At 60.8% G+C, this 13,083-nt stretch carries 11 protein-coding genes; 3 read left to right on the forward strand and 8 right to left on the reverse strand.

From position 1 onward, the window contains the following. Positions 1 to 133: 133 nt before the first annotated feature. The 7 genes from rraA to priA form a co-directional block, all read right to left on the reverse strand. Complete coding sequence (gene rraA / locus M6G53_RS22125) at positions 134 to 619, reverse strand: ribonuclease E activity regulator RraA (protein WP_038872664.1); 486 nt, start codon at positions 617 to 619, stop codon at positions 134 to 136. A gap of 75 nt (positions 620 to 694) precedes the next feature. Beyond that, positions 695 to 1,612 carry a 1,4-dihydroxy-2-naphthoate polyprenyltransferase gene (locus tag M6G53_RS22130; RefSeq protein ID WP_253334525.1) on the reverse strand — a complete coding sequence of 306 codons (918 nt, stop codon included), beginning with the start codon at positions 1,610 to 1,612 and terminating at the stop codon, positions 695 to 697. A 96-nt stretch (positions 1,613 to 1,708) separates the two neighbouring features. Then, entirely contained in the window at positions 1,709 to 3,043 is a 1,335-nt protein-coding gene (gene hslU, locus M6G53_RS22135; RefSeq protein WP_253334527.1) for an ATP-dependent protease ATPase subunit HslU, read from the reverse strand. A 12-nt stretch (positions 3,044 to 3,055) separates the two neighbouring features. Continuing rightward, positions 3,056 to 3,586, reverse strand: coding sequence for an ATP-dependent protease subunit HslV (gene hslV, locus M6G53_RS22140; protein WP_004931085.1), 531 nt, complete (start codon positions 3,584 to 3,586; stop codon positions 3,056 to 3,058). Between the two features lie 102 nt (positions 3,587 to 3,688). Further along, on the reverse strand, positions 3,689 to 4,621 hold the full coding sequence (gene ftsN, locus M6G53_RS22145; RefSeq protein WP_253334529.1) for a cell division protein FtsN: 933 nt from the start codon (positions 4,619 to 4,621) through the stop codon (positions 3,689 to 3,691). Between the two features lie 65 nt (positions 4,622 to 4,686). Continuing rightward, complete coding sequence (cytR, locus tag M6G53_RS22150) at positions 4,687 to 5,715, reverse strand: DNA-binding transcriptional regulator CytR (protein ID WP_004931082.1); 1,029 nt, start codon at positions 5,713 to 5,715, stop codon at positions 4,687 to 4,689. Positions 5,716 to 6,006: 291 nt separating this feature from the next. After that, the gene (gene priA, locus M6G53_RS22155; RefSeq protein WP_253334531.1) at positions 6,007 to 8,202 is read right to left on the reverse strand and encodes a primosomal protein N'; all 2,196 of its coding nucleotides are present in this window, start codon (positions 8,200 to 8,202) and stop codon (positions 6,007 to 6,009) included. A gap of 199 nt (positions 8,203 to 8,401) precedes the next feature. Here priA and rpmE point away from each other — a divergent pair, with 199 nt between their 5' ends. After that, complete coding sequence (gene rpmE, locus M6G53_RS22160) at positions 8,402 to 8,617, forward strand: 50S ribosomal protein L31 (protein WP_004931078.1); 216 nt, start codon at positions 8,402 to 8,404, stop codon at positions 8,615 to 8,617. A gap of 77 nt (positions 8,618 to 8,694) precedes the next feature. On the opposite strand, the gene metJ is transcribed toward rpmE, so the two are convergent. Beyond that, entirely contained in the window at positions 8,695 to 9,012 is a 318-nt protein-coding gene (gene metJ, locus M6G53_RS22165; RefSeq protein WP_004931076.1) for a met regulon transcriptional regulator MetJ, read from the reverse strand. Positions 9,013 to 9,316: 304 nt separating this feature from the next. Here metJ and metB point away from each other — a divergent pair, with 304 nt between their 5' ends. Both metB and M6G53_RS22175 read left to right on the forward strand, forming a co-directional pair. Then, on the forward strand, positions 9,317 to 10,477 hold the full coding sequence (metB, locus tag M6G53_RS22170; protein ID WP_253334533.1) for a cystathionine gamma-synthase: 1,161 nt from the start codon (positions 9,317 to 9,319) through the stop codon (positions 10,475 to 10,477). Positions 10,478 to 10,479: 2 nt separating this feature from the next. Continuing rightward, the gene (locus M6G53_RS22175; protein WP_253334535.1) at positions 10,480 to 12,915 is read left to right on the forward strand and encodes a bifunctional aspartate kinase/homoserine dehydrogenase II; all 2,436 of its coding nucleotides are present in this window, start codon (positions 10,480 to 10,482) and stop codon (positions 12,913 to 12,915) included. Positions 12,916 to 13,083 lie beyond the last annotated feature (168 nt).

Here is a 13,083-nt window from a genome sequence, read left to right on the forward strand (position 1 = left end):
GGTCAGGGAGTCGGTGAACATCTACAACACACAGCGGCCGCACCTGTCGCTGAAATACAAAACGCCCGATGAGGTTCATCGGGCGTTATCCGGCTGAAAAGTGTCAACCTATATCAGGACTAGTCACCGAAAATCACTCGATGTCGAGCGGGTCTTCGGAGAGGATGATGCCGGTGTTGTCGGCATACAGGTGATCGCCGGAGAAGAAGGTGACGCCACCGAAATTGACGCGGATATCGCTTTCGCCCACGCCTTCGCTCACGGCACCCACCGGGATCGCCGCCATCGCCTGAATGCCGATGTCGAGCTCTTCCAGATCGTCCACCTGACGCACCGCGCCGTACACCACGATGCCTTCCCATTCGTTCTGGGCGGCCAGGCGAGCCAGTTCGGCGTTGATCAGCGCCCGGCGAACCGAACCGCCACCGTCGACCAACAGCACGCGGCCGCGGCCGTTTTCTTCAAGCAGATCGAACAACAGGCCGTTATCCTCAAAGCATTTCACCGTGGTGATCTGCCCGCCAAATGAAGTACGCCCGCCAAAATTGGAGAACAGAGGTTCAACAACGTTCACCTCTTCATGATAGATGTCGCAAAGTTCGGAAGTATCGTATTTCATAGGATTTTACGTCTGTTTGCCGCTGGAATGTTCAGTATATCCCTTTATTCGCCCTGTTGGCAAAATCATCAGTTTTTAACTGAGCGCCACGCCGACGGCGAACAGCAGGTTGGCCAGCAACGCCGCCTTGACCATGTGCTCCAGCATCGGCCGCATGCCGACCGGCGTCGGGTCGCGCAGCACACGCAGGCCGTGGCGCACCAGCAGCGGGATCGCCAGCACGAACAGCCAGCCCCACGGGCTGTGGAGATTGAACAGCGTAAACAGCGCGAAACACAGCACCGCGCCGCCGAGCAGCAGGGCATGGTAAATGCGTGCCTTGTGCGGGCCGAGACGCACCGCCAGCGTGTTCTTGCCGTTTTCGCGATCGCTCTCGATATCCCGCAGATTGTTGATGTTGAGCACCGCCGTCGCCAGCAGGCCGCAGGCGGTGGCCGGCAGCATCACGACGCTGTCGAAGGTGTGCGTTTGCAGATAGTAGGTGCCGGCCACGCTCAGCCAGCCGAAGAACACCAGCACCGAGATGTCGCCCAGCCCCAAATACCCGTAGGGCTTGTTGCCGACGGTGTAGGTGATGGCCGCCACGATAGACAGCCCGCCCAGCACCAGAAAGCCTACCACGTCGCTGGGTTGCTCGCAGGCGACGGCGATCAGCGAACAGCCGGCGAGGGCGATCAGCACCACCGTCACCACCAGCGCCCGTTTCATCTGCGCCTGGGTGATCATGCCTTTTTGCATGCCGCGCAACGGCCCGATGCGATCTTCTTTATCGCTGCCTTTGACCGCATCGCCGTAGTCGTTCGCCAGGTTGGAGAGGATCTGCAGCAGGCCGGCGGTCAACAGCGCCAGCAGCGCCACTTCAGGTTTCAGGCTGCCGTGCCAGGCGGCGATGGCCGAGCCGACCACGATGGAAGCAAAGGCCAGCGGCAGGGTGCGGGGGCGTAGACTTTCCAGCCAGGCGGAGATCGGAGTGGTGGAGGTTGATGAGCTCATGTTTCGCTTCTGTCAGTAAGTTGCGGTGTCCGTTAGAAATAATTGTGGGAGGCAATGCCTCCCACACAGATGACTGACAAGACAATGATTGAGCGATTATAGGATAAAACGACTCAAATCTTCATCCGCCACCAGTTCATCCAGATGACTGCGCACGTAATCCGCATCAATTGTAATGGATTGACCGTTAATTTCACTCGCATCGTAGGAAATATCTTCCATCAGACGCTCCAGCACGGTGTGCAGACGACGCGCGCCGATGTTCTCGGTGCTTTCGTTGACCTGCCACGCGGCTTCGGCGATGCGGCGGATGCCGTCGGCGGTGAACTCGACGTTGACGCCTTCGGTGCCCATCAGCGCTTTGTACTGTTCCGTCAGCGACGCGCTCGGCTCGGTCAGGATGCGCTCGAAGTCTTCGGTGGTCAGCGCCTGCAGCTCAACGCGGATCGGCAGACGGCCCTGCAGCTCCGGGATCAGATCCGACGGATTGGCGGTCTGGAAGGCGCCGGAAGCGATGAACAGGATGTGGTCGGTCTTCACCATACCGTGTTTGGTCGACACGGTGCAGCCTTCCACCAGCGGCAGCAGATCGCGCTGCACGCCTTCGCGCGAGACGTCCGGGCCGGCGCTTTGGCCACCGCGCTTACAGATTTTGTCGATCTCGTCGATAAACACGATGCCGTGTTGTTCAACCGCTTCGATCGCCTGCTCTTTCAGCTCTTCCGGGTTCACCAGCTTGGCGGCTTCTTCTTCCACCAGCAGCTTGAAGGCTTCTTTGATCTTCAGCTTACGCGGCTTTTGCTTCTGGCCGCCGAGGTTCTGGAACATCGACTGCAGCTGATTGGTCATCTCTTCCATGCCCGGAGGCGCCATGATTTCCACGCCCATCGGCGCCGCGGCCAGATCGATTTCGATCTCTTTGTCATCCAGCTGGCCTTCGCGCAGTTTCTTGCGGAATGCCTGGCGGGCGGCGGACGGTTCCTGGTTTTCTTCCGGCTGGCCCCAGTTGTTCTTGGCCGGTGGGATCAGCACGTCGAGGATGCGCTCTTCGGCCAACTCTTCGGCACGGGTGCGGTTTTTCTCGATCGACTGCATGCGCACCATTTTGATGGCGGCATCGGTCAGATCGCGGATGATGGAATCCACTTCCTTGCCCACATAGCCCACTTCGGTGAACTTGGTGGCTTCAACCTTGATGAACGGCGCGTTGGCCAGCTTCGCCAGACGACGGGCGATTTCGGTTTTACCGACGCCGGTCGGGCCGATCATCAGAATGTTTTTCGGGGTCACTTCGTGACGCAGCATCTCGTTGAGCTGCATCCGGCGCCAGCGGTTGCGCAGGGCAATGGCGACAGCGCGTTTGGCCTTGTTTTGGCCAATGATATAGCTGTCCAGTTCGCTGACGATCTCGCGCGGGGTCATTTCAGACATGGTATTCGATCCTTACGCTTTGGAAGGCAATTCTTCAATGGTGTGGAAATGGTTGGTGTAAATACAGATGTCGCCGGCGATGTTGAGGGATTTCTCAACGATGTCGCGGGCGCTCAGCTCGGTATTTTCCAACATGGCGCGGGCTGCGGCCTGGGCGTACGGGCCGCCGGAGCCGATGGCGATCAGATCGTTTTCCGGCTGCACCACATCGCCGTTGCCGGTGATGATAAGCGAAGCGGTTTCATCGGCGACCGCCAGCAGCGCTTCGAGCTTGCGCAGCATGCGGTCGGTGCGCCAGTCTTTCGCCAGCTCGACGGCGGCTTTCACCAGGTGGCCCTGATGCATTTCCAGTTTGCGTTCAAACAGTTCAAACAGCGTGAAGGCGTCAGCGGTGCCGCCGGCGAAACCGGCGATCACTTTGTCGTTATACAGGCGACGCACTTTCTTGACGTTACCCTTCATCACCGTATTACCCAGGGTAGCCTGGCCATCACCACCGATGACGACCTGGCCGTTGCGGCGTACGCTTACAATTGTTGTCACGAGCAGACCCTCGTTAAAGACGGAAAGAAGTCCCCGCAGCGCCTGCTTTCGCAGACGCTACGAGGGATATTGAGAGTATAGATGGGGGGGGATTGACGCTTTTCAACCCCCAACGGAGAGGGGAATGCAACTCGACATGCCAACGCCCTTCAGGCGCGAAAGGGTTTTGTCCGCAGCGGCGCGGCTGGTGTATGGGCCGAGCATCACGCGATTCCAACCGCCGCCGGCGGTGATGCGGCTCTCGATGCCTTCGAACGCCAGGCGCGCCCGCACGGATTCAGCCTGATCGGTGGCGCGGAACGAGCCGCATTGCACCATCCACTTCTGTTTCGATTCCGGTTTGGTTTCCTGCTTGGCCGTTTCCTGTTTCACTTCCGGTTTGGGCTCCGGCTTCGGTTGCGGCTTTGGCTCAGGCTGTTTCACCTGCACCGGCGGTTGGGTGATCGGCTTCGGCTGCGGGTGCTGCTGCACCGGCGCGGTAGTGGCCCCGTTGTTGAACGGGTTGCGCGGCGGCTGACTGACCTGCTGCTGTTGCTGTACCGGTTGCTGCTGCATTGGCGGTTGTTGCATCTGCTGCTGGCGGGTGCTGCGCGCGTTGACCTGGCCCGGATCGTTATACGGCACTTCGTTCAGCTGCGTCGGACGCTGCTGCATGTCGGCCTGCATCTGCTCCAGCAACTGCCGCTGTTCGGCGGTCAGCTGAGTTTTGGAATTGAGCTCGCCGCCGGCCGTCGGCTCGGTCGGGGTTTGCACGCCGATCTGCCGGTTTTCCAGCTCTTTGATATAGCGCCAGCGCTCTTCCGGCTTCGGCGGCAGGCCGTTGCCGGGGCGCGTGGTGTGCGCAGGCAACAACGGTGCGTCTTCCGGTTTGTTGTGCGTAATGAAATAGAGGCCACCGACAAAGACAACCAGCAACGCGGCGGCTAACGCCAGCACGGTTTTGGAAACCTTCGGAGAACTGCGTTTTTTACGGCTGGGGGTTTTACGCTTAGCTCCTGCTGCGCGCCCACGGCTTACATAGTCTTTTTGTGCCACTATTATTCCGCTGTGTCCTGATGAGAGGATAAGTCCGTCATGTTACTGAACCCTAAAATATTTGACTAGCGTTTCGGGGCAGCGGTGCTGCCTCTGATAATCAATTCACTGTCTAATAGCCGGGAGCCGCTGGCCACCGTCTGGCCGTTCAACTGCTCCAACAGCAACAACATCGCCTGCTGGCCGATCTGGAAGCGCGGCTGCGCCACCGTGGTCAGCGGCGGATCGCAATACTGCGCCAGCTTGAGGTCGTCAAAGCCGACGATCGACAGATCCTGCGGCACCCGCAGCCCCATCTTCTTCGCCTGGGACAGCACGCCGATCGCCATAACGTCGCTGTGGCAGAACACCGCCGTCGGCGGTTTCGGCTGCGCCATCAGCGCCGTCAGCGCTTGCGCGCCGGCTTCGTAGGTAAAATCACCCCGGGTAATATAGCTGCTTTCGACGGTAATGCCATTACGGCGTAGCGCCTGAACGTAACCCTGCAGCCGATAATGGCTCAGCGGCATCTGTTCCGGCCCGGCGACGCAGGCGATCTGCCGGTGGCCTAATTGATGCAAATAGTGCACGGCTTCAAAGGCGGCGGTCAGGTTGTCGATGTGCACCGTCGGCAGTTCCAGCTCGGGGGCGAACTCGTTGGCCATCACCATCGGCGGCAGGTTGCGCTGTTCTTCCTTGCTGGCGTCGAACGGCAGGTTGGAGCCCAGCAGCAGCATGCCGTCGATCTGTTTGGTGATGATCAGATTGACGAAGGTGCGCTCTTGCTGGTTTTGCTGCGCGCAGTCGCCGATCAGCACCAGATAGCCTTGTTGGGCGGCGGTCTGTTCGATCCCCTGGATCACATCGGCGAAAAACGGATCGCAGATGTCGGGCACGATCACCAGGATGGTGCGGGATTCGTTGCGCTTGATATTGCGTGACAGAGCATGAGGAGAATAACCCACGGCCAGGACGGCCTGTTCCACTTTCTGGCGCGTCGGCGTTGACACCTTTTCCGGGTTCATCAGCGCACGCGATACGGTAGCCGTTGAAACGCCCGCCATTTCGGCGACGTCTTTCATGGTCGCCATGGATAACTCTTTCTTGTGTTCCAACGCCTTTCTCCTTGCGTCAGCCCCATGCCGACGCCACTACTGCTGTTTGCTCACAATGTCCGGCATGCGGTGGCGAGATTGTTGTCATTGAGCGCCACTCGCGTTTGGGCACTCCGTCGCGCTGCGATGTGGCGACAAAATTTGCCCTTGCAGACATTCTAAACAGAATACGCCCCGCCTTTGTTACCTAATTTGCATAAAAAATGTGACCTGAGAAGGTTTTTTAGCGTTCGCTCGCAATTTCAAGGGTAAACGTTTGCACTGCGGCAGCTAAATCGGACTTTTCCGGGTTCAACTGTCGATCGGATCGACATCCAGCGTCCATTTCACCTTGCGCGTTTGCGGCAGGGTGCCGATCAGCGGCAGCGAGCTTTTCATCAGCTGTTGCAGGACGCGCCGCGTCGGGTGTTGCAGCAGCAGCTGCCAGCGGAAGCGGCCGCCGCGTTTGGACTGGAGCGCCGGCACCGGGCCCATCACCCACAGCGAGTCGTCCTTCAGCGGACTGGCTTCCAGCAGGTTGCGCAGCTGTTGCAGGAACAGCGGGGCCTGCTGGTTGTCGTGATCTTCGGCGCGCACGATGATGTGGCTGGTGTAAGGCGGCAGAAACACGCTGTTGCGCTCCGCCAGCGTCTGTTTGGCGAAGGCGTCGTAACCCTGTTGCAGCAGCACCTGCAGCAGCGGGTGCTCCGGATGGTGGGTTTGCAGCAGCACTTCCCCCTGTTTGCCCGCCCGGCCGGCGCGCCCGGAGACCTGGGTATACAGCTGAGCGAAACGCTCGGCGGAGCGGAAGTCGGCGGAGAAAAGCGCGCCGTCTACGTCCAGCAACGCCACCAGGGTGACGTCGGGAAAATGGTGGCCTTTGGCCAGCATTTGCGTGCCGATCAGAATGCGCGCTTCGCCGCGATGGATATCCGCCAGGTGCTGCTCCAGCGCCCCTTTGCGGCTGGTGGTGTCGCGATCGATGCGGGTGATCGGCGTGTCGGGGAACAGCGGTGCCAGCTCCTGCTCCAGCTGTTCGGTGCCGACGCCCACCGACACCAGGTGGGTGGAGCCGCACTGCGGGCACTGGTGCGGCACCGGCCGCTGGCTGTCGCAGTGGTGGCAGCGCAGCTGGCGCTGGTGCTGGTGGAAGGTGTAGTAGTGATCGCAGCGCTGGCACTCGGCGATCCAGCCGCACTCGTGGCACAGCAGCGCCGGGGCATAACCGCGGCGGTTGAGGAACAGCATCACCTGATTACCGGCTTTTAAATGGTGCTGCATGCTCTTCAGCAGCGGCTGCGACAGGCCGACCTTCAGCGGCAGCCCCTTCAGATCGATCAGGTGCTGCGCCGCCGGTTTGGCGTTGCCCGCGCGCTGGGTGAGCTTCAGCTGGCGGTATTTGCCCAGCTGGACGTTGTGCAGCGTTTCCAATGCCGGGGTAGCGGAGCCCATCACCATCGGGATGTCCTCTTCCCGGGCGCGGAACACCGCCAGATCGCGGGCGTGGTAGCGCCAGCCTTCCTGCTGTTTATAAGAGCTGTCGTGCTCTTCGTCGATGATGATCACGCCCAGCTGACGGAACGGCGTGAACAGCGCCGAGCGGGTGCCGATGACGATGGCGGCTTCGCCGCTGCGCGCGCGCAGCCAAACCGCCAGCCGCTCGCTGTCGTTCAGCCCGGAGTGCAGTACGTCTACCGGCGCGTTGAAGCGCTCGCGGAAGCGGGCGATGGTCTGCGGCGTCAGGCCGATTTCCGGTACCAGCACCAGCGCCTGGCGGCCTTTGGCCAGCACATTTTCAAGCACGCTGAGGTAGACCTCGGTCTTGCCGGAGCCGGTTACCCCGGCCAGCAGCCAGGCGGCGAACTGCTCATCCTCGCTTCTAATCGCCCCGACGGCGGTGGCCTGTTCGGTGTTCAGCCGCAGCCGCTCGCCGAGCACCGCGAAGTTGGGGCGCCAGTCGTGCGTGTCCGCGATTTGGGCGCGCAGATCGATCAGCCCTTTGGCGCGCAGCGCCTGCAGGGCGCTTTCCGTCAGCTCCAGCTGGCTGACCTGGTGGCGATAGACCGGGCGTTGCAGCAGCGCCGCCAGCGCCTGTTGCTGTTTCGGCGCGCGTTTCAGGTTTTCGGGCGGGGTGGCGCGCCCCTCTTCGGTGGCGAACCATTGCCACAGCGGCGCGGCCTCGGCCGGTTTGCCTTGCCGCAGCAGGATCGGCAGCGCGTGGAACAGCACTTCGCCGATGGGGTAGTGATAGTAATCGCTGGCCCAGCGCAGGATGCGCCACAGGCTGGGGGAGAACAGCGACTCGGCGTCGATCACGCTGTCGATCGGTTTGAGCTTGTCGAGCGGCAGTTCGCTGGTGTCGCTGCAGCCGGTGACGATGCCGATCGCATGCTGCCTGCCCCAGGGCACGCCCACGCGCGCGCCGGCCACCGGCTGCATGCCGGGCGGCAGCAGATAGTCGAAGGTGCGGGCGAGGGGGACCGGCAAGGCAACGTGTACGACGGGCATGATCTCATCCAAATTGAAAAAAGTGGGCATCAGTTTACACGGCGCATCGGCAAATGTACGGTTCCGATTGCGCGCCCCGACTAATGCTGTATAATTTGCCGCCTTTGGTATAATTCGATACCAAAATTCTATTATCAACCACGTGTGGTGTCTGGCGAAACAGGGCTGGATAGCGACACGGCCTTAACTGAGGTTTCCCATGAAACAAGGTATCCACCCAAAATACGAAGAAGTTACTGCTAACTGCTCTTGCGGTAACGTGATGAAGATCCGCTCCACCGTGGGCCACGATCTGAACCTGGACGTTTGTGGCGCATGCCACCCGTTCTACACTGGCAAGCAGCGTGACGTTGCTACCGGTGGCCGCGTTGACCGCTTCAACAAGCGTTTCAGCGTACCAGGCGCTAAGAAATAAGATTTCTTATCGTCCGATGAAAAAGGCGCCTTTGGCGCCTTTTTTCGTTTCTGCCGCCGGCGTTCGCCGGGCGGTTCTCAATATTCCCAGGTATCGGGATCGACACCCAGCTCGCGCATCAACGCTTTTGCGGCTTCCGGGATTTCATCGCTGCGCTCTTTGCGCAGGTCTTCATCGTTCGGCAGCGGCTGGCCGGTAAAGGCATGCAGAAACGCTTCGCACAGCAGTTCGCTGTTGGTAGCGTGGCGCAGGTTGTTCACCTGGCGACGGGTCCGTTCGTCGGTGAGGATTTTCAGGACCTTCAGCGGAATGGATACCGTGATCTTTTTGACTTGCTCGCTTTTTTTACCGTGTTCAGCGTAAGGGCTGACATACTCGCCGTTCCACTCAGCCATGGGACACCTTAACTTTGTCAGAAAAATTACAAAATTCTAAAAACCGGGCAATTATGCCCGATCTTCACTGTTCTCACTAAATAAATGTCAATTTTACGCGACCAGGGTCACTGAATGCCCCGCCTCGGCCGGACATTGTGGCTTAACATCTTATCGTCATGTCATATCGGCATAATTTTAGCGGGTATTGTGTCATTGCTCAATCTATACGCAGAGAAGTTTAGATGTCCAGATGTATTGACGTCTATTAATCCTGCGATTACTCTTTAGGCCTCATTCACCGAACCGAGAGCCGAGCGAGCCCATGACGCGTAAACCAGCCACGATTGCCGTACGCAGCGGCCTGAACGACGACGAACAGTATGGCTGCGTTGTTCCGCCGATTCATTTGTCCAGCACCTATAACTTTACTGACTTCAACCAACCCCGAGCCCATGACTACTCGCGCCGCGGCAACCCGACGCGCGACGTGGTGCAACGCGCGTTGGCGGAGCTGGAAGGCGGCGCCGGAGCGGTGATGACCGGCAGCGGGATGTCGGCGATCCATCTGGTGACCACCGTGCTGCTGAAGCCAGGCGATCTGCTGGTGGCGCCGCACGACTGCTACGGCGGCAGTTATCGGTTGTTCGACAGCCTGAGCAAGCGCGGCGCCTATCGCGTGCTGTTCGTCGATCAGGGTAATGAAGGAGCCCTGCAGCAGGCGCTGGCGCAAAAGCCGAAGCTGGTGCTGATTGAAAGCCCCAGCAATCCGCTGCTGCGGGTGGTGGACATCGCGGCGATCTGCGCCGCCGCGCACGCAGCGGGCGCGTTGACGGTAGTGGACAACACCTTCCTCAGCCCGGCCCTGCAACAGCCGATCGAACTCGGTGCCGATCTGGTGGTCCACTCTTGCACCAAATACCTGAATGGGCATTCGGACGTGGTGGCCGGCGCGGTGATTGCCAAAGATCCCGAGTTGGCGGTCGAATTGGCCTGGTGGGCAAACAACATCGGCGTGACCGGTGGCGCGTTCGACAGCTATCTGCTGCTGCGCGGCATGCGCACGCTGTCGCCGCGCATCAAGGCGGCGCAACAAAATGCCGAAGCGATTGTCGGCTATTTACAGCAGCAACCGCTGGTGAAAAAGCTGTATCATCCCTCCCTGCCGGAAAATCCGGGGCATGAGATCGCCCGCCGGCAGCAGCGCGGCTTCGGCGCGATGCTGAGTTTTGAACTGGACGGCGATGAAACGGTGCTGCGCCGTTTTCTCTCTGCCCTTGAGCTGTTTACTCTGGCAGAATCGCTGGGCGGCGTAGAAAGCCTGATCTCGCATGCAGCGACCATGACCCACGCCGGCATGGCGGCGGAGGCGCGGGCAGCGGCCGGCATCTCCGAGAGCCTGCTGCGCATTTCCGTGGGTATTGAAGACAGTGAAGATTTGATTGCCGATCTGGAACGCGCTTTCCAGGCGGCGGCAACGAGGTAAGCATGAATGCAATTGCTGTAGCAGGGCCGGTGAGCGGGCGTCAACTGCACAAGTTTGGCGGCAGCAGTCTGGCGGATGTGAAGTGTTATCTGCGTGTGGCCGGGATTATGGCGGAATACAGCCAGCCGGGCGACATGATGGTGGTATCGGCCGCCGGCAGTACCACCAACCAGTTGATCAACTGGCTGAAGCTCAGCCAGAGCGATCGCCTGTCTGCGCACCAGGTGCAGCAGACGTTGCGTCGCTATCACAGCGATCTTATCGGCGGCCTGCTGCCGCCGGAAAGCGCCGAGCCGCTGATCGCCGAGTTCATTCAGGATCTGGAACGTCTGGCGGTGCTGCTGGACGGCAAAGTCGACGACGTGTGCTATGCCGAAGTGGTCGGGCACGGCGAGATCTGGTCGGCGCGCCTGATGGCGGCGGTGCTCAACCACCTGGACATGCAGGCGGCCTGGCTGGATGCGCGTGATTTCCTGCGCGCCGAGCGCGCCGCGCAGCCGCAGGTGGATGAAGGCCGTTCTTACCCGCTGCTGCAGCAATTGCTGGCCCAACATCCGGGCAAACGCCTGGTGGTGACCGGCTTCATTTCGCGCAACGACGCCGGGGAAACCGTGCTGTTGGGGCGTAACGGCAGCGACTATTCCGCCACTCAGGTCGGCGCGTTGGCTGGCGCGGCGCGCGTTACCATCTGGAGCGACGTGGCCGGGGTGTACAGCGCCGACCCGCGCAAGGTGAAAGACGCCTGTCTGCTGCCGCTGCTGCGCCTGGACGAAGCCAGCGAGCTGGCGCGCCTGGCGGCACCGGTATTGCATACCCGCACCCTGCAGCCGGTTTCCGGCAGCGATATCGATCTTCAGTTGCGTTGCAGCTACCAGCCGGAGCAAGGCTCGACGCGTATCGAGCGCGTATTGGCGTCCGGCACCGGCGCCAAGATTGTCACCAGCCACGATGACGTGTGCCTGATTGAGCTGCACGTCGCCGCTCAGCATGACTTCAAACTGGCGCAGAAAGAGTTGGATCTGGTGCTCAAGCGCGCGCAGATCAAACCGCTGGCGGTGGGCATTCATCCTGACCGCAATTTGGTGCAGCTGTGCTACACCTCCGAGGTGGTCAACAGCGCGCTGACGACCCTGCAGGCCGCGGCGCTGCCGGGTGAACTGCAGCTGCGCGAAGGGTTGGCGCTGGTGGCGATGGTCGGTGCCGGGGTATGCAAGAACCCGCTGCACAGCCACCGCTTCTATCAGCAGCTGAAAGATCAACCGGTTGAGTTTATCTGGCAGGCGGAAGATGGCATCAGCCTGGTGGCGGTGTTGCGCCAGGGGCCGACCGCGCTGCTGATCCAGGGGCTGCACCAAAGCCTGTTCCGCGCCGAGAAACGCATCGGTTTGGTGTTGTTCGGCAAGGGCAACATCGGGTCGCGCTGGCTGGAGCTGTTTGCCCGCGAGCAGACCAATATCTCCGCACGCAGCGGTTTCGAATTTATCCTGGCGGGGGTGGTGGACAGCCGCCGCAGCCTGCTGAACTACGACGGGCTGGACGCCAGCCGCGCATTGGCGTTCTTTGAGGACGAGGCGCAGGAACTCGATGAAGAGTCGCTGTTCCTGTGGATGCGCGCGCACCCGTTCGACGATCTGGTGGTGCTCGACGTGACCGCCAGCGAAGAGTTAGCCGGGCAGTATCTGGATTTCGCCAGCTACGGCTTCCACGTGATCAGCGCCAACAAGCTGGCGGGCGCCTCGTGCGGCGATACCTATCGCCAAATTCGCGACGCCTTCGCCAAAACCGGCCGCCACTGGCTGTACAACGCCACCGTCGGCGCCGGCTTGCCGGTCAACCATACGGTGCGCGATCTGCGTGACAGCGGCGACAGCATTTTGGCGATCAGCGGCATCTTCTCCGGCACGCTCTCCTGGCTGTTCTTGCAGTATGACGGCACGGTGCCGTTCACCGAGCTGGTGGATCAGGCCTGGCAGCAGGGGCTGACCGAACCGGATCCGCGGGTCGATCTCTCCGGTCAGGACGTGATGCGCAAGCTGGTGATCCTGGCGCGCGAAGCGGGTTACGACATCGAACCGAACCAGGTGCGGGTCGAGTCGCTGGTGCCGGCGGGCTGCGAGCTGGGCTCCGTCGATCAGTTCTTCGAGAACGGCGAGGCGCTGAACCAGCAGATGCAGCAGCGCTTTGAGGCCGCCAGCGAAATGGGCCTGGTGCTGCGCCACGTGGCGCGTTTCGACGCTAACGGCAAAGCGCGGGTCGGCGTGGAGGCGGTGCGTCCTGAGCATCCGCTGGCCTCGCTGCTGCCGTGCGACAACGTGTTTGCCATCGAAAGCCGCTGGTATCGCGATAATCCGCTGGTGATCCGCGGGCCGGGCGCCGGCCGCGATGTGACCGCCGGCGCGATCCAGTCAGACCTTAACCGATTGGCGCAGCTGCTTTAATCCTTTGCGGGCGCGGGTTCACCGCGCCCCTTTGCTTTTCCTGCCAGACTTATCCCTGCCACTGTCATGAAATTCCCTCGTTGAGCGGGTGAGGATTAATCATCTTATTCCCCTCATTTTCCTGTTGACTCTTTAGCCAACATGCGGCATTTTCTATCTAGACGTCTA

It is taken from the genome of Serratia nevei, assembly GCF_024160145.1.
GTDB lineage: Bacteria > Pseudomonadota > Gammaproteobacteria > Enterobacterales > Enterobacteriaceae > Serratia > Serratia nevei_A.

Coding starts and splice junctions, on each gene's coding strand:
- rraA (WP_038872664.1), bottom strand. CDS start 619: ATGAAATACGATACTTCCGAACTTTGCGACATCTATCATGAAGAGGTG.
- M6G53_RS22130 (WP_253334525.1), bottom strand. CDS start 1,612: ATGAGCTCATCAACCTCCACCACTCCGATCTCCGCCTGGCTGGAAAGT.
- hslU (WP_253334527.1), bottom strand. CDS start 3,043: ATGTCTGAAATGACCCCGCGCGAGATCGTCAGCGAACTGGACAGCTAT.
- priA (WP_253334531.1), bottom strand. CDS start 8,202: ATGCCCGTCGTACACGTTGCCTTGCCGGTCCCCCTCGCCCGCACCTTC.
- rpmE (WP_004931078.1), top strand. CDS start 8,402: ATGAAACAAGGTATCCACCCAAAATACGAAGAAGTTACTGCTAACTGC.
- metJ (WP_004931076.1), bottom strand. CDS start 9,012: ATGGCTGAGTGGAACGGCGAGTATGTCAGCCCTTACGCTGAACACGGT.
- metB (WP_253334533.1), top strand. CDS start 9,317: ATGACGCGTAAACCAGCCACGATTGCCGTACGCAGCGGCCTGAACGAC.
- M6G53_RS22175 (WP_253334535.1), top strand. CDS start 10,480: ATGAATGCAATTGCTGTAGCAGGGCCGGTGAGCGGGCGTCAACTGCAC.